Origin of the sequence: Haloferax prahovense (genome assembly GCF_000723845.1) — an archaeon.
Lineage (GTDB): Archaea > Halobacteriota > Halobacteria > Halobacteriales > Haloferacaceae > Haloferax > Haloferax prahovense.
The window spans coordinates 162,422-178,091 of record NZ_LK053000.1; the positions used below are offsets into that span (position 1 = coordinate 162,422).

A 15,670-nucleotide genomic window follows, 5' to 3' on the forward strand; every position below is an offset into this window, starting at 1 on the left:
CGCGCCGCCGCCTGAGAATGGCCGACGAGTCGCACCCACACCTCGACACCGGCCGTGCGGGCATCATTCTCGCCGGCGGTCGGTCGACTCGATTCGGCGGCATCGACAAGGCGACAGCCACCGTCGGCGGCCAGCCCATGATTCATCGGGTCGCCGCCTCGCTCGACCCCGTTGTCGACGAGCTCGTCGTCAACTGCCGCGCCGAACAGCGGGACGCGCTCGCCGGCGCGCTCTTGGACTTCGACGTCCGGTTCGCGGAGGACGCCCATCCCGACCGGGGGCCGGTCTTCGGCCTGCGAACCGCGCTGCGTGCGACGAGCGCCGAGTACGCGGCGGTCCTCCCGTGCGACATGCCGCTCGTCCCGAGCGGGTTCATCTCGCATCTCTTCGGCCGCCTCCAGGGCGGCGCGGGCGTCGTCCCGCGGGTCTCGGAGACGACCCAACCGCTCCCCGCGGTCATCCACTGCCGCGCCGGCGTGGTCGCCTGCACCGACACCATCCGAGCCGGTGACGACCGCCTACAGGCCGTGATGTCCGCGCTCGACGTCACCGTCCTCGACGACCGCGAAGTGGAGGCTCACGCCGGAACGCACGCGTTTCACAACGTGAACTCCTTCGACGACTTGCGCGCGCTCACCGCTCGTCGGTGAACCGCGTTCGAGTCACATACCACATTATCGTCCATTACGGTCTGTTTAGATTATCCAATAATCAACCGATTATCTGCGCAGATTATGACCTTATATTCGGAATATTCGGTTATAGACTGGACGAATCTGTCTATGAGGGTCTATTTCTAAATATTCTCAACGAATACTCTTATCAACCTCTGTCGAGTCGTGTTATCACGAAACATGACCAAGTTCGCAAACAAACGCACAGGAATAGTGGATAATTGCCCACTGGTGGTCGGAAATGGCGAGTAAAAAGGAAGCGTGGAAGTCGGAGCTCTACGGCGACGCGGTCCGCGAGAAGATCGAGGAGTTCGCCGAGCAAGGCGTCGACGCCATCCCCGAAGACGAGCGCGACAAGTGGTTCACGCGCTTCAAGTTCTGGGGCGTCTTCCAGCAGCGGACGGGTCAGGACTCGTACTTCATGATGCGGCTGACGAACGCCAACGGCGTCCTCGAACCGGGGCAGCTCCGGGCCATCGGGGAGGTCGCGCGCGACTACGCATCCGGGCCGGTCGAGAACCCCGAGTTCGGCGACGCCTGGTTGGACCTGACGACGCGCCAGTCGATTCAGCTCCACTGGCTCGAACTCGAGGACATCCCCGAGGTCTGGGAGAAGCTCGAAGCGGCGGGCGTCTCCTCGCGGTCCGCCGGCGGCGACACGATGCGGAACATCACCGGCTGTCCGGTCGCCGGCCGCGACAAACACGAACTCGTCGAGTCCCAGCCGCTTCTCGACCGCTTCCAAGAGGACCTCCGCGGGAACGACGCCCTATCGAACATGCCGCGGAAGTTCAACATCAGCGTCACCGGCTGCCGGGAGGGCTGCGCGCAGGACTCGATAAACGACGTGGGGCTCGAACCCGCGAAGAAGGAACTCGACGGCGAAACCGTCACCGGCTTCAACGTCCGCGTCGGCGGCGGCCTCGGCTCCCGAAAGCCGCGCGTCGCCCGCGACCTCGACATCTTCGTCGCCGACGAAGAACACGCCTACGAGGTCGTCCGCGGCTTCGTCGAACTCTACCACGAACACGGTAACCGCGACGTTCGAGCCCGCGCCCGCAGTCGCTTCTTCGTGGACGAGTGGGGCACGGAGAAGATTCGCGACCTGCTTCAGGAGGAGTACGTCGACTTCGAACTCCGGTCTGCGGGCGAGAACATCCGCGGCGAGTACACCTACAACGCGGGCCGCTCGGAGTCCGCGGGGAAACACGACCACGTCGGCGTCCACGAGCAGGCCAACGGCGACTACTACGTCGGCCTCAGCGTCGCAGTCGGCCGGCTCACCGCGTCCGACGCCATCGAACTGGCCGACATCGCCGACGAGTACGGCTCCGGCGAGGTCCGGCTCACCCGCCGGCAGAACCCGCTTCTGATGGACGTGCCGGAGGAGAAGCTCGACGACCTGCTCGCCGAGCCACTCCTCGGCAAGCACACGCCCGTCCCGAACCCGTTCCAGCGCGGCACGGTCGCCTGCACCGGCACGGAGTTCTGCTCGCTCGCGCTCACGGAGACGAAAGCCCGGACCGCCCGGATGCTCCGGTGGCTCCGCGACAACGTGGACGTGCCCGACGACGTGAGCCAACTGAAGGTTCACTACTCCGGCTGTACCGCCGACTGCGGGCAGGCGAACACGGCCGATATCGGCCTGTTCGGCATGCGCGCCCAGAAGGACGGCGAGATGGTCGAGGCCATGGACATCGGCGTCGGCGGCGGCATCGGCGAGGAGCCGTCGTTCGTCGAGTGGGTTCGACAGCGCATCCCGGCCGACGAGGTGCCGGGGGCCATCGCGTCGCTCGTGGAGGCGTTCGCGGAGCGCCGCGAGCCCGGACAGACGTTCCGCGAGTGGGTCGAAGCCGAGGGGACCGAGGCAGTCACCGAGTACTGCGTCCCCGAGGAGACGGACTTCGAAGCGCCGTACATGCACGACGCCAAGCAGTCGTGGTACCCGTTCGCCGAAGAGGAAGCGAAGGCCGAACAGCCGGTCACGAGCGACTGAGTATGACCGAACGCATCGCATCCGACGACCCGGCGGACGCCCCCAGCGCCGACGACGCGGGCTTCGAGCACGCCTCGGCGGACGTCGCGCCGGAGCTCTTCCCGGCGGAGCCAACAGTCGCCGACGCGGGTACCGGCGGAATCCCCGGTCGGCCGGACAGCGACTCCGCCACTCGTTCCTGACGCTCCGAGACTCGGTGCCGTCGTCTCCACTTTCACCGTTTTCTCGGCGTTTTTCGACCCGATAAACAACTCGTTACGACAAATAGTGAGTTCTAAACTATTTATGGTGTTCGAACCCCGATGGTGTGCCATGCCAGAGCCAGTCATCGCGGCCGCGTACCGCACGCCGTTCGGCAAGGCGGGCGGCGTGTTCGAAGACGTTCGAAGCGAGGACCTCTCGGTCACGCTCATCGACCACATCCTCGACGAACACGACGTCGACCCCGACGACGTGGAGGACCTGATGTGGGGCGTCGCCCAACAGCGCACCGAACAGGACAACAACGTCGCCCGCGTCATCGCGCTCCTGTCGGAGCTCGGCGAGGGGACGCCCGCGACGAGCATCAACCGCTGGTGCGCCTCCTCCATGCAGGCCATCATCTCCGCGTCCGACGCCATCGCCGCCGGCAACCGCGAGTGTATCGTCGCCGGCGGGGTCGAGAGCATGTCCCGCGTGCCGATGGACGGTGACTCCTACCAGCACCTCCACCCCGAGCTGAGCGAGCAGTACAACATCTTCCAGTTGCAGATGGGGATGACCGCCGAGAAGGTCGCAAACGAGCACGAGGTCTCCCGCGAGGCCCAAGACGAGTTCGCGTTCCGGAGCCACCAGCGCGCCGCCGAGGCCACCGACTCGGGCCGCTTCGACGACGAAATCGTCCCGGTCGAGACGGCCGACGGCGTCGTCACCGAGGACGAGGGCATTCGCCGCGACACCTCGATGGAGATTCTCGGCGGCCTCGACCCCGCCTTCTCGGGCGACGGCTCCGTCACCGCCGGCAACTCCTCGCAGATAACCGACGGCGCGGCCGCGGTCCTCGTCACCAGCCGCGAGTTCGCCGACGAACACGGCCTCGACGTGCTCGCCTCGGTCGGCACGAACAACGTCGCGGGCGTCGACCCGACGGTCATGGGCATCGGCCCGGTCCCGGCCACCCGCGGCCTCCTCGACCGCGCCGGCACCGACATCGACGACTACGGCCTCGTCGAGATCAACGAGGCGTTCGCCAGCCAGTGTGAGTACTCCCGCCGCGAACTCGGTATCGACGCGGACAAACTCAACGTCAACGGCGGCGCAATCGCCCTCGGTCACCCACTCGGAGCCTCCGGCGCGCGCCTGCCGGTGACGCTCATTCACGAGATGCAGAAGCGCGACGTGGACCGCGGCCTCGCGTCGCTCTGTGTCGGCTTCGGCCAAGGTGCGGCAATCGAGTTCAGTCGGTAGTCGGCACCGCGTTTTTTGGACTGTTTTTGAGGGGTGAATCGAGGGAAACCGACGCACGACGCGTCGTTCGTCTCTCGCAGGTCTCGGCCCCGCTAACGCTCACGAACGTACATGCGCCTTTCGTCACGTTCATACTCCGGAAGTCGAGAATAACGCGGTGATGAATCTCACGACGACCGTACTGTCGGGGGCATTCGCGGCGCTGGCGGCCGCGGGGGCCGCCTCCGCGGGGTTCGTTCCGAGGCCCGACCTCGGCGCGCCCGTCTGGTACGTCCTCGTCGCGCTCACCGTCGGCTACTGGGCGGTGTTCGTCCGCTGGGCGCGGCGCTGACCGGTCGGAGACGGCGTGAAAATCGAACGGGTCGCGGGCGTCGAGAGCCGCTACTCGGGGTTGACTAACTCTTCTGCGTCCCGGACGGCCTCGCGCTCGCCGATGATGGTGATGCGGTCGCCCTCCTGGAGCGTGAACTCCGCGTTGGGGACCGTCGTGTCGCCGTTCCGCGAGACGAGCGTGACGAGACAGCCGTCGGGCAGTTCGGGTCCGACCTCGCGGATGGTCCGGCCGATGAGCTTCTCGGCGGTGACTTCGACCTCCTGAACGTCGCCGGAGCGGCCGATCTCGCCCATCCAGTTCGACATCGACGGGCGCTCGATGTAGTTGTCGAGCGCCTGCGCCGTGGCGATGGTCGACGAGATGGTCCGGACGCCGAGTTCTTCGAACGCCTCGACGTTGTCGGGGTTGTTCGCCCGCGCGAGGACGCTCTCGGGTTCGAACTTCGAGTTCGCCAACTGCGCGACGAGCAGGTTCACGTCGTCGTCGCCGGTGGCGGCGACCACGAACTTTGCGTTCGCGGCCCCCGCGGAGCGTAAGACGCTCGTGTCGGCTCCGTCGCCGTGATGGACGGTAAAGCCCATGTTCCGGGCCGTCTGGACTACTTCTTGGTCCTCTTCGATGAGGACCACGTTCTCTCCGCGGTCTGCGAGGCGTTCGGCGAGCGCACGGCCCACTTTCCCGCCTCCGATGATGAGTACACGCATTGGGATGACGTCGAGGTATTCTGCGATCTGACGAGCGAGGCCGGCCTCGAAGACGACGGTCGTCAAGATGACGAGAAAGACCGTGCCGACGAGAACCGAGGCGCTCTGGTTCAGCGCGGCGGCCTGCTGGGCCATTCCTTCGGCCGCGAGCCGCGTCGCCTCCTCCTGGAGGGCGATGGCGAACAGCGAGGCCACGGACGCGGGGATGATGCCGCGCGGGCCGACGAAGCTCATGAAGAGCTTCTCTTCTCTCGTGAACCGGTCGCCGCGCGCCGAGATGAAGACCAACAGCGGTCGAATCACGAGCGCGACGGCGGCGACGACGGCGAGGCCGCCGACGCCGAGGTTCAGGAGGTTCTGGAAGTCCAACAGCGCCGCGAGGGCGATGAAGACGAACGACAGCACGAGCAGCGTGATGTCGCCTTTGAACGCCGAAATCTCCTCTTCGTACGGCACGTCCGCGTTGCCGAGGAGGATGCCGGCGGTCGCCACCGCCGCGATGCCGGCCTCCGTGGCGACGTAGTCGGCGGCCGCGTAGGACACGAGCGCGCCGGCGAGGACGAGCAGACGCGCGTTCTGCGGCGCGTTACCCGGCGAGAGGTCGACGTACCGAAGCGCGTAGTACAGCGACCCGGCGACGATTGCGCCCACGACGACGCCGACGCCGAGTCGCTCGGCGAACAGCGTCACGAGAGCGTCGGGACTACTGACGCCTTCGAGGATTGCCTCGAAGATGACGACGGCGACGATGGCCGCCGTCACGTCGTTGACGATGCCTTCCGTGTCGAGCGCCGCGCCGACCCGGTCGCGGACCGGGACGACTTCGAGAATCGGCGCGATGACCGTCGGCCCGGTCGCGACGAGGAGCGCGCCGACGAGGAACGACACCGCCCACGGCGCGCCGAGCGCGTAGCGGACGACGACGCCCGTCGCGACGAACGAGATTATCGCCCCGACGGTGACGAGTCGGAACGTCGCGGCGGGCGCTTCCCGTAGCTTGTCGATTCGAAGGTGGAACGCGCCTTCGAACACGATGATAGCGACCGAGAGACCGACGATGGCCTGTAGTGCGTTCCCGAACGAGTCGGGAGAGATGACGCCGAGGACCTCCGGACCGAGCAGGATACCCGACGCGATGAGGAACACGACGCTGGGGACCTGAAACCGGTCCGAAAGCACCTGCGAGACCACGCCGATGCCGATTATCGCGGCGACGAGCGGGATGAGGTTGGCCCCTCCTGCTGCGGCCACTTATATCGCCTCCATTGATTCGGTCCATGTGACGACGGAAGATAAGTCCACACATCTCGGGCGGTATCTCCGCGGAGTTGGGGATACGTTCGGCGAAAAGGCGACTGGGGACGGTTCAGCTGTCCGATTTCACTGGGTCGCGGCCCGCCCGCCACCCCGCCGCTCTTCGCTCCGGCGGTCCTCGTCGTAGATGAGGGACACCTCGTCGGCGTAGCGATCGAGGATGTTCCGGCGCTTCTTTTTCATCGTCGGCGTCATCAGGTCGTTGCCCTCGGTGAACTCCTCGGGCACGACGCGGAACTGCTTGATTCGCTCGTAGGACTCGAAGTTCTCGTTGGCCGCCTCCACCTCAGCCTCGATACGCTCGTACACCCGGTCGTCGCGGCAGATGGCTTTCGGCTCGTCGGGGAGGTCGATGCCCTCCTCGTCGGCCCACTTCCGCAGACCGTCGAAGCTCGGGACGATGAGCGCCGAGACGAACTTGCGGCCGTCGCCGAGGACCATGCACTGTTCGACCACCGGCGAGGAGGCGAACGCGTCCTCGATGGGGCCGGGCGCGACGTTCTTCCCCGTCGAGAGGACGAGAATCTGCTTGGCGCGCTCGCGGAAGGCGATGTAGCCGTCGGGTCGGAGTTCGACCACGTCGCCGGTGCGGAACCAGCGCTCGCCCTCGTCGTCCTCGACGAACGCCGCCTCGGTCTCTTCGGGGTTGTTCCAGTAGCCCGCGGTGACGTTCGGCCCGCGGACGAGCAGTTCGCCGACCTCGCCGCCGGCGTCGCCGAGTTGGTCGCCGACGACGGTCGTGTCGAGTTTCGTCTCGACGTTCCGAAGCGGGTAGCCGATGGTTCCGATTTTCGGCTCCTCGGGGGGGTTGACCGAGATGACCGGCGACGTTTCGGTGAGGCCGTAGCCCTCGTAAATCGGCAGGCCCATCGCGTGGTAGAGCGCGCACAGCTCCGCCGAGAGGCTCCCGCCGCCGCTGATGAAGAAGTCGAGGTTGTCGCCGAGCGCCTCGCGCACCTGTCCGAACACGAGCCGGTCGGCGAGGCGGTGTTTCGCGGTGAGCAGGTAGCCCGGCGCGTCGGTCGTGTGGTACGCCTGCCCGACGCCGACGGCCCACTCGAAGATGCGCTTTTTCGCGGGCGACTCGCTGGCCTGCGCCCGAATCGCGTCGTAGAGCTTCTCGTACACGCGGGGGACGCTCGTCCCGGTCGTCGGCCGGACGAGCTGGAAGTCCTCGCGGAGCGTGTCGGGGCTTTCGGCGTAGGCGACGGCCGCGCCCGCCGCGAACATCATGAAGTGGCCGGCCATGCGCTCGAAGACGTGCGCGAGCGGCAGGAACGACAGCGCCACCGAGTCGGGGCCGATGACCGGCGTGTCGCCTTTGTCCGGGCGCGGGCCGAAGCGTCGATAGCTCTCGTTGACGTTCGACCGGAAGTTCCAGTGGGTGAGTTGGACGCCCTTCGGCTGGCCCGTCGTCCCCGAGGTGTAGATGAGGCTGGCGAGGTCCTCGGGCTCGCGCTCGTCCAGCCACGACTCGTAGGCCGCCTCGTCGTACACTTCCTCGCCGCGGCGGTAGAGTTCGCCGAGCGTCAGCACGTCGTCGCGGTCGTCGTGGCCCTCGTACTCGTCCACGACGACGATGAAGCGCAGGTCGAGTTCGTCCTCGACGGCGAGCACGCGCTCTAACAGCTCTTCGTTCTCGACCACGACGGCGTTCGCGCCGGGGTCGGAAAGCAAGTACTGCACCTGTCGCTCGGACGACGAGGTGTACACCGTGGTGACGACGCCGCCCGCGCCGAGGACGGCGAAGTCGGTCTGGGCCCACTCCATTCGCGTGTGCGAGAGGATACCGACCCGGTCGCCGGTCTCGATGCCGAGGTCGCGGAACCCGGCCGCGAGGCGACGGACGATGCCCCGCATCTCCTCGTAGGTCAGGTCGGCGTAGTCGCCGTCGGGGGCCGCCGGAACGACGCCCTCGGCGACCAGCGACCGGCGGTAGACGTCGCCTTTGTACCGCTGTGCGACTCGCGTGGCGTTCCGCGACGCGCTCGATTCGAACATCCGTGGGAGGGTCGTCCGCTCGATGACAGGGTCGTCGAACGCCGCCTCCGCGTCCCGCCAGTCCATGCTCTGTTAGTAATGATTCAACATTTAAAACTATGTACGTTCGGTCTGTTGAAACCCCGCGATACCGCGGGAAAACACCGATTACGAACCCGTTCGCGCCGCTTTTAGATGTCTGATGTCGGTATCAGCGCGCCGCTCGCGCCGGTAGGTCCGTCCAATCCGTCCGAGCCACCTGAATCGCCTGAATCGCCTGAATCGCCCGGACCACCCGACCCGCTCGTGTCACTCGTCGTCGCCGATGTAGTCGAGGTAACCGAGCACGCCGCGGGTGTTCAGGCGCTCTTCGTCGTGGGCTTTCCGCTCGCCCCACACCTCGGCCATCTGGGTGTGCTCGACGAAGTGGTCGATGACGGCCTCGTCGTCGCCGAGTTCCGCGCGCTTCTGTCGGATGGCCTCGACCCACTCCACGAGGACGCGCTTGTACTCGCCGGCGAGGTCGCTGTCGTAGGGCTTCGGGCCGAAGTGGCCGAAACAGACCGTCTCCGGGTCGATGTCCTCGATAGTGCGCACGTCGTCGAGCGCCTTCTGGAGGTGGAACTGCGAGGGCGGCGAGGTCTGTCGGAGCGTCCGCGACTTCGGCTCCCAGATGCCCAGTGCGTCGCCGACGAACAGCACATCGTCGCCGTCGTCGTGGAACATCACCTGATGCGGCGCGTGGCCGGGCGCGTGATGGACCGTGAGCGTCCGGTCGCCGAGGTCGATCTCGTCGCCGTCGGTGAGCCCCTCGACGCGGTCCTCGTCGATTGGGTGCGGTTCGTCGTAGAACTGCCACTGGTCTTCGACGGCCGCTTTCGTGCCCTCGATGAGCCGCGACGGGTCCACGAGGTGCGGCGCGCCGATTTCGTGGGTCATGACGGTCGCGTCGGGATAGCGCTCGGCGAGGTAGCCCGCGCCGCCCGCGTGGTCGAGGTGGACGTGCGTCGGCAGGATGTACGCGAGGTCGTCGACGCCGACCTCGTCGAGCATCCCGAAGACGTGTTCTCTGTCGGCGGCGATGCCGGTGTCGACGAGCGCCGGTTTCTCGGCGTCGACGAGGTAGACCGAGCCGTACTTCTCCACCTCGTACATGCCGCTGTCGACGTAGTAGAGGTCCGTGCTGTCCGGGACGGGTTCGACGTCGCCAATAGCCATAGTTGACGGCCGTCTCCGGGGAAGAAAAGCGTTCGGTCGCCCGACCCCTACGTTGATTACGGGCGACCGCAAAGCCGTCTCCATGTCCGAACAGGGTGGCGAACCGCTCCCGGACGTCGACATCACTGACATCTCGCCGATGGCGTGGCGACTGCTCAGAGTGGCCGCCGACTACAACCAGCGGGCCGTCGAGCGCGCCGTCGACGACCTCATGCAGGCGCACATCTCCATGCTCGAATCTGGGAGCCGTGGTCTCTCACGGTCGCGCCGCCGCGCCCTGCTCACGCTGTACACCGCGGAACTCGACGACGAACAGGTCCGAACGCTCGTCGAACACTTTTAAATCGCGTCGGGACGCGACGCTGAGGCTCGCTTCTGTCTACCGATTTCGACGGAACGACGGCTGTCGACGCCGATATACCGCCATTCACTACCGTATTGAAAATAATTAAGTAAGACTATCGTTAGAGATAGCTTGTATCAATGATACGCGGTGTTACAAAGACTGCTCGCGGACGATTCGCCGTCTTCACGCTCGCCCTCGTCGCGTCCCTCGTGCTGGCCTTCGGGCCGTCGCTTGAGGGGCTTTCGACGCGGGGTCAGTACGCATTAGCGACCATGGTGTTCGCCGGCATCCTCTGGGTGTCCGGCGCGCTTCCCCTCGCGGTGACGGCACTGTCGATACCGGTGTTGCTCACGGCCTACGGCGTCTACGGCGACATCGACCCGGCGCTCGCCGGCTTCGCCGACCACCTCATCTTCCTCTTCATCGCCGGCTTCATGCTGGCGAACGCGCTCCAGAAGTACAACATCGACCGCCGCATCGCGCTGTGGCTCATGGCCGTCATGGGGTCGTCGCCGCGGCGGCTCATCCTCGCCATCATGCTCGCTACGGCGTTCCTGTCGATGTGGGTCTCGAACACCGCGACGACGGCGATGATGACGCCCATCGCGCTCGGCGTCCTCGCGCAGGTGCTCGGTCGCGAGGAGGTCTATGAGGCCGACGCTGCTGAGGGCTCCTTCTCGAACATGCAGATAGCGACGCTCCTCGGCACCGCCTACGCCGCGAGCGTCGGCGGGGTCGGCACCCTCATCGGCACGCCGCCGAACGCGGTCGTCGCCACCCAACTCAACGCGCTTCTCGGCTACGACATCGGCTTCGCGGAGTGGCTTCTCGTCGGCCTCCCAATCGTCGCCATCACCCTCCCAATCGTCTGGTACCTCCTCACGTTCCGCTTCTTCCCGCCCGAGATCGACGACGTGGAGGGTGCCCGCGAACAGGCGCGCCAGTACCTCGCTGACGAGGGCGCGCTCTCGACCCGCGGCCGCCGCGTCGCGTACATCTTCGCCGCTACCGCCGGGCTGTGGGTGCTCGGCGGCCTCGACCTCGCGTTCGAGAACGTCCTCTCGGACCCGGTGTTCAACACCCTGTTCGGCACCGGCGAGGGCATGACGCTCCTCGGCGTCGAGGGCCATCAGGGCCTTCTGTACTACGTGATGGTCGGGATGGTCTCCATCCCGGCACTCGTCCTCGCGGACACGATGGAGTGGGACGAACTGGCCGACATCGACTGGGGGACGATTCTCCTCTTCGGCGGCGGTATCTCGCTGGCTGACGCGTTCGCCTCCACGGGCGCGACACGGTGGCTTGCCGAGGCCGTCTTCGGCTCGTTGACCGGCGCGCCTATCGTCCTCGTCGTCGGCGCTATCGTGCTTCTGGTCATCTTCCTCACGGAGATGACCTCGAACACCGCGACAGCGACCATCATCGTCCCCGTGCTCATCGGCATCGGGAGCGTCTTCGCGGCGACGCTCGGCCTCTCCGAGGTTTCCGCGGCGGTGTTCCTTGCGGTCAGCGGGGCCATCGCGGCCTCCTTCGCGTTCGCGCTCCCTGTGGCGACGCCCCCGAACGCCATCGTCTTCGGGAGCGGCCACATCAAGCAGTCCCACATGATGCGGGCCGGGACCGTCCTCAACGTCGTGATGACCGGCGTGCTGACCATCCTCATCTGGTTCCTCTTCCAGTTCGTCTGGCCGGCGTTCCTCTGGTAGTCAGTCTGTCGGCTTCCGACCGACGCGGCCGCTCTCCCCGCGGATTCGTGGCGTTCCTCCGACGCTGATCTGTTGCGTTCGCCCGCCGCGTTCTCGTCCCCGTCCCTCGGCGATGCGATACGATTTTCCCGCCCGCCCGGAAACCACAGCCCAATGATTGACAGGCAACTGCTCCGCGACGAACCGGAGCGAGTTCGCGACGCGCTCGCCGCCCGCAACATGGAGGGCGTGGACATCGACCGCGTCCTCGACGTGTACGACGAGTGGCGCTCGCTGAAGGCCGAGGGCGACGACCTCCGCCACGAGCGCAACGAGGTCAGCCAGAAAATCGGCCAGCTGAAGCAAGAAGGGAAAGACGAGGAAGCGCAGGAGGCCATCGACCGCTCGGGCGAACTCAAGACGGAGCTACAGGAGCTCGAAGCCCGCGCCGACGAACTCGAAGCGGAACTCGACGACGCGCTCATGGAACTGCCGAACCTCCCCCACGAGTCGGTTCCCGTCGGGGCCGACGAGGCCGACAACGAGGAGGTCCGCCGCGTCGGCTTCGACGACCTCCGCGAGCTTCCCGACGAGGTGACGCCCCACTACGACCTCGGCGAGGAACTCGACATCATCGACGAGGGTCGCGCGGCCAAGACCACCGGCTCGGGCTTCTACTTCCTGAAAGGCGAGGGCGCGATGCTCGAACACGCGCTCGTCCAGTTCATGCTCGACGTGCACCGCGAACAGGAGTACGTCGACCTCTTCCCGCCGATTCCGGTCAAGACCACCTCGATGGAGGGCACCGGTCAGCTTCCGAAGTTCGCCGAGGACGCCTACCGCATCGGCGGCTCGGAGACCGAGAACTACGAGGACGACGACCTGTGGCTCTGTCCCACCGCGGAGGTCCCGGTCACGAACATGTACCGCGACGAGATTCTCCTGAAGGACGACCTCCCGCTGAAGCACCAGGCGTACACGCCGAACTTCCGCCGCGAGGCGGGCGAACACGGCACCGAGACCCGCGGTATCGTCCGCGTCCACCAGTTCAACAAGGTCGAACTCGTCAACTTCGTCGAGCCCGAGGAGTCGTACGACCGGCTCGAAGCCCTCGTCGACGAGGCCGCCGAAGTGCTCGACCGCCTCGGCCTGCCGTACCGCGTCCTCTCGCTTTGCACCGGCGACCTCACCTTCGCGTCGGCGAAGACCTACGACCTCGAAGTGTGGGCCCCCGGCACGGAGTCGGACGACGCCCCAGAACAGGGCGGCCGCTGGCTCGAGGTCTCGTCGGCCTCGAACTTCGAGGACTTCCAGGCGCGCCGCGCCGGCCTCCGCTACCGCCCCGAGCGCCACGAGTCGGCGGAGTACCTCCACACGCTCAACGCGTCGGGCACGGCCGTCGGCCGCGTCATGGTCGCGCTGCTCGAATACTACCAAAACGAGGACGGCACGGTCGACGTGCCCGAACCGCTCCGGCCCTACATGGGCGGCCGCGAAGTCATCGAGGGCCACGAGCCCGTCGGCGAGGCCGCCGTCGGTGCCGGGAAGAAAGACTGAGCGACTGACGCGCGCCTCACGGCCTTCTGTCCTCTCCTCTCCTCTCCTCTCCTCTCCGCCCCTTTCTGTTCTCTCTTCCTCCCGCGACGCACGCCGTCAGTTCGCCGTCGACGACTTGACGAACGTCTTCAGCTCCGAGAGCTTCCCGTCGTGGGCACGGAACCGGTCGAGAAAGACGAACAGTTCGTCGCCGTCGCGGTCTTCGAGGTGGCCGCGGACGACGATTTCGTCGTCGGACTTCGACTGGATGTAGCGCTCGATGACGTGTCGCGTGTCCTTTTGCGGCCTGTCGTCCCGCATGAACGAGACGAACTCCTCACGCCCCGAGAGCGTCATGTCGCCGCGGTGCTGGACGAACCCCGGTTGGAGGATGTTCCGAAGCATGTCGTATCCGTGGTGGTCGAGCGCCGTGTAGTACTGCCGGGCCAGATACGTCGCGTCGGGATGCACGCCCTCTCTTCGTCGGCCGACCGGAAGTATCCGACGCCGGCCCTGCCGTCGGACTCCTCGCGCGCGCCGCCGCGTTCGGGACGCTTTTCTCGGCTAGTCGCGTACCGCGGCTGTGGACCTGCACGTTCGATACGAGGGCGACGACGACCCGAAGAAGTGCACGGCGAAGAAGCTCGAACGCTTCGACATGGCCGCCCTCCACGGCTCCGACCGAGAGACTCCCTACGGCGTCGTGCTCAATCCCCACGCCGACAGGGCGCTGTCGCCCGCCGACGCGGACACCGGCGCGCTCGTCGCGCTCGACTGCTCGTGGGAATCGGCCGGCGAGGCCATGTTCTCGCTCCCCGGCGAGCACCGCGCGCTCCCCTATCTCGTCGCCGCCAACCCCGTGAACTTCGGCCGCCCGATGCAGCTGACGACGGTCGAGGCGATAGCGGCCGCCCTCGTCATCTTCGGCGAGAAGAAGCGGGCCGAAGACATCCTCTCGAAGTTCAACTGGGGCCACACGTTCCTCGAACTCAACGAGGAGCCGCTACGCCGGTACTCGGAGTGTGCGGACTCGACCGAAGTCGTGGAGATTCAGCGGGAGTACCTCGAACGCGGCGAGTAACACTCGACCGCGGAGCGGCGAACCGCGTCGAGTACGCCTTCAGAGTCGACTCGACGTCCAGTTGAGCGCGACGGTCGTCCCGGTGTCGACGCGCTCGGTCGGCGTCACCTGAATCACTCGCGCCCACGTCCCGCCGCTCGGCGCGGTGTAGTTCATCCCGCCGCAGTAACAGTCGACTTCGAGCGCGGGGTCCTCCTCGTCGTGGCCGTCGTACGGATAGCCGGTTCGAGACCACGCGCTCCAGTCGATGGTCTCGCCGTCGTGGCGCGCGACGAGCGTGACTTTCAGCGGTTCTCCGACGGTCGTCGTCCCGTAGTGGATGTCCTCGCGGTCGGTACCGACGGTATCGAGCGTCTGCGGCGACTCGGGGAGCAAGTCGACCTGCGAGAGGTCTTGGGTGTCGTACGTCTTCGTCGCCTGCACCTCGGCGTCGTCCGGCGCGCGGTACACCTCGGTCGTAAACGGGAGCGACGAGTCTTCGAGTCGAAAGCCGAGCAGCACCTCGTCCGAGGGGACCGACGTCGCTTCGACCAGCGTCGGGTGTATCTCCTCGGGGTTCTCGACGAAATCGGCGGCTTCGAGCCCGCTTTCGGTTGTTTCTTCCGCCTGTTCGGTCGTCTCGTTCGCGGTCGTCTCGTTCGCGGTCGTCGTGGTCTGCGTCTCGGTCGCGGTCTGCGTCTGCGCGTCGGTCGTTTGCGTCGTCGAGTCAGAGTCCCCGGACGAGCTACATCCAGCGAGACCGGTGAGACCGGCGACGGCGACGCAGCAAATCGATTGGAGGGTTCTTCGACGGGTGTGCGTTGGCTCCTTACCCATGGCCGTCGGGTGTGGTCCCGCTCCCTTAGAGACCCGCGACCGTTTACGTGAGATAACGGACTTAGCACCATGCTAAACCCCGTTTTTTGGGACTATCGCGTTCGGGGAGAGTCCGAGTCGCGGCCGCGTTCGTCTGACTATCCTTTCACCCACGCGCCGACGGCCCCGGCGATGGCGCTGTCGATTGCGAAGATGAGTGTCAGCACGACGCCCGCGACGAGGACGCCGACGCCGCCGAGGAGTCCGCCCAGCGGCCCGCCGGCGAGTCCGAGGAGGCTCCCGAGCAGGGCCGCGAGGAGCGTCACGACGATACCCGAGATGGAGCCCGCGACGAGGCCGTTCCACGCGCCGTTGCCGAGCGTGCCGCCCGCGAGGTAGCCCGCCGCGAACCCCCCGAGCAGGCCCGCCCCGATTTGGCCGATGAGCGGGAGCGCGAGCCCGCCGATGCCGACGACGACGATGACGACGAAACCGACGGCGACAGCTTTCCAGTCAGTCATGGGTCGACGTAGACCTCGGGCGGGCAAGAACTTCGTGGCG

General features: G+C 66.5%; 15 protein-coding genes. 9 read left to right on the forward strand and 6 right to left on the reverse strand.

Annotated features, from left to right (window positions below; genetic code table 11):
• Positions 1 to 17: 17 nt before the first annotated feature.
• The 5 genes from BN984_RS00835 (at position 18) to BN984_RS19575 (ending at position 4,447) form a co-directional block, all read left to right on the forward strand.
• Positions 18 to 650 carry a molybdenum cofactor guanylyltransferase gene (locus BN984_RS00835; RefSeq protein ID WP_008096476.1) on the forward strand — a complete coding sequence of 211 codons (633 nt, stop codon included), beginning with the start codon at positions 18 to 20 and terminating at the stop codon, positions 648 to 650.
• A 265-nt stretch (positions 651 to 915) separates the two neighbouring features.
• Positions 916 to 2,670, forward strand: coding sequence for a nitrite/sulfite reductase (locus BN984_RS00840; RefSeq protein WP_049967421.1), 1,755 nt, complete (start codon positions 916 to 918; stop codon positions 2,668 to 2,670).
• A gap of 2 nt (positions 2,671 to 2,672) precedes the next feature.
• Positions 2,673 to 2,852 (forward strand): hypothetical protein, encoded by a 180-nt coding sequence (locus BN984_RS00845; RefSeq protein WP_008096472.1) that lies wholly within the window; start codon positions 2,673 to 2,675, stop codon positions 2,850 to 2,852.
• 130 nt (positions 2,853 to 2,982) lie between these two features.
• Positions 2,983 to 4,116, forward strand: a complete 1,134-nt coding sequence (locus BN984_RS00850) for a thiolase family protein (protein ID WP_008096471.1) — start codon at positions 2,983 to 2,985, stop codon at positions 4,114 to 4,116.
• A 160-nt stretch (positions 4,117 to 4,276) separates the two neighbouring features.
• On the forward strand, positions 4,277 to 4,447 hold the full coding sequence (locus BN984_RS19575) for a hypothetical protein (RefSeq protein ID WP_004976349.1): 171 nt from the start codon (positions 4,277 to 4,279) through the stop codon (positions 4,445 to 4,447).
• Positions 4,448 to 4,497: 50 nt separating this feature from the next.
• Here the strand turns inward: BN984_RS19575 and BN984_RS00855 are convergent, their stop codons facing one another.
• From BN984_RS00855 to BN984_RS00865, 3 genes are all read right to left on the reverse strand, one after another.
• Entirely contained in the window at positions 4,498 to 6,405 is a 1,908-nt protein-coding gene (locus tag BN984_RS00855) for a cation:proton antiporter domain-containing protein (protein ID WP_049967422.1), read from the reverse strand.
• A gap of 129 nt (positions 6,406 to 6,534) precedes the next feature.
• Positions 6,535 to 8,535, reverse strand: a complete 2,001-nt coding sequence (locus BN984_RS00860; RefSeq protein WP_049967423.1) for an AMP-dependent synthetase/ligase — start codon at positions 8,533 to 8,535, stop codon at positions 6,535 to 6,537.
• Between the two features lie 222 nt (positions 8,536 to 8,757).
• Positions 8,758 to 9,666 (reverse strand): MBL fold metallo-hydrolase, encoded by a 909-nt coding sequence (locus BN984_RS00865; protein ID WP_004976346.1) that lies wholly within the window; start codon positions 9,664 to 9,666, stop codon positions 8,758 to 8,760.
• A gap of 82 nt (positions 9,667 to 9,748) precedes the next feature.
• Here BN984_RS00865 and BN984_RS00870 point away from each other — a divergent pair, with 82 nt between their 5' ends.
• The 3 genes from BN984_RS00870 (at position 9,749) to serS (ending at position 13,254) form a co-directional block, all read left to right on the forward strand.
• Positions 9,749 to 10,009, forward strand: a complete 261-nt coding sequence (locus BN984_RS00870; RefSeq protein ID WP_049913673.1) for a hypothetical protein — start codon at positions 9,749 to 9,751, stop codon at positions 10,007 to 10,009.
• Between the two features lie 140 nt (positions 10,010 to 10,149).
• Positions 10,150 to 11,718 carry an SLC13 family permease gene (locus BN984_RS00875; RefSeq protein ID WP_008096466.1) on the forward strand — a complete coding sequence of 523 codons (1,569 nt, stop codon included), beginning with the start codon at positions 10,150 to 10,152 and terminating at the stop codon, positions 11,716 to 11,718.
• A 153-nt stretch (positions 11,719 to 11,871) separates the two neighbouring features.
• Complete coding sequence (gene serS / locus BN984_RS00880; RefSeq protein WP_008096464.1) at positions 11,872 to 13,254, forward strand: serine--tRNA ligase; 1,383 nt, start codon at positions 11,872 to 11,874, stop codon at positions 13,252 to 13,254.
• Between the two features lie 96 nt (positions 13,255 to 13,350).
• Here the strand turns inward: serS and BN984_RS00885 are convergent, their stop codons facing one another.
• A complete protein-coding gene (locus BN984_RS00885; RefSeq protein WP_008096462.1) occupies positions 13,351 to 13,704 on the reverse strand; it encodes a nuclear transport factor 2 family protein in 354 nt (117 codons plus the stop codon).
• A gap of 112 nt (positions 13,705 to 13,816) precedes the next feature.
• Here BN984_RS00885 and BN984_RS00890 point away from each other — a divergent pair, with 112 nt between their 5' ends.
• A complete protein-coding gene (locus tag BN984_RS00890; RefSeq protein WP_008096460.1) occupies positions 13,817 to 14,314 on the forward strand; it encodes a DUF367 family protein in 498 nt (165 codons plus the stop codon).
• Positions 14,315 to 14,353: 39 nt separating this feature from the next.
• Here the strand turns inward: BN984_RS00890 and BN984_RS00895 are convergent, their stop codons facing one another.
• On the reverse strand, positions 14,354 to 15,130 hold the full coding sequence (locus BN984_RS00895) for a hypothetical protein (RefSeq protein WP_049967424.1): 777 nt from the start codon (positions 15,128 to 15,130) through the stop codon (positions 14,354 to 14,356).
• A gap of 137 nt (positions 15,131 to 15,267) precedes the next feature.
• Entirely contained in the window at positions 15,268 to 15,630 is a 363-nt protein-coding gene (locus BN984_RS00900) for a DUF5518 domain-containing protein (RefSeq protein ID WP_008096456.1), read from the reverse strand.
• Between the last annotated feature and the right edge of the window lie 40 nt (positions 15,631 to 15,670).

Bases quoted from the DNA above. Each gene is read 5' to 3' on its own strand.
- BN984_RS00845 (WP_008096472.1), top strand. From the start codon at position 2,673: ATGACCGAACGCATCGCATCCGACGACCCGGCGGACGCCCCCAGCGCC.
- BN984_RS00875 (WP_008096466.1), top strand. From the start codon at position 10,150: ATGATACGCGGTGTTACAAAGACTGCTCGCGGACGATTCGCCGTCTTC.
- BN984_RS00870 (WP_049913673.1), top strand. From the start codon at position 9,749: ATGTCCGAACAGGGTGGCGAACCGCTCCCGGACGTCGACATCACTGAC.
- BN984_RS00895 (WP_049967424.1), bottom strand. From the start codon at position 15,130: ATGGGTAAGGAGCCAACGCACACCCGTCGAAGAACCCTCCAATCGATT.
- BN984_RS19575 (WP_004976349.1), top strand. From the start codon at position 4,277: ATGAATCTCACGACGACCGTACTGTCGGGGGCATTCGCGGCGCTGGCG.
- BN984_RS00850 (WP_008096471.1), top strand. From the start codon at position 2,983: ATGCCAGAGCCAGTCATCGCGGCCGCGTACCGCACGCCGTTCGGCAAG.
- BN984_RS00865 (WP_004976346.1), bottom strand. From the start codon at position 9,666: ATGGCTATTGGCGACGTCGAACCCGTCCCGGACAGCACGGACCTCTAC.
- BN984_RS00900 (WP_008096456.1), bottom strand. From the start codon at position 15,630: ATGACTGACTGGAAAGCTGTCGCCGTCGGTTTCGTCGTCATCGTCGTC.
- BN984_RS00840 (WP_049967421.1), top strand. From the start codon at position 916: ATGGCGAGTAAAAAGGAAGCGTGGAAGTCGGAGCTCTACGGCGACGCG.
- serS (WP_008096464.1), top strand. From the start codon at position 11,872: ATGATTGACAGGCAACTGCTCCGCGACGAACCGGAGCGAGTTCGCGAC.
- BN984_RS00835 (WP_008096476.1), top strand. From the start codon at position 18: ATGGCCGACGAGTCGCACCCACACCTCGACACCGGCCGTGCGGGCATC.
- BN984_RS00860 (WP_049967423.1), bottom strand. From the start codon at position 8,535: ATGGACTGGCGGGACGCGGAGGCGGCGTTCGACGACCCTGTCATCGAG.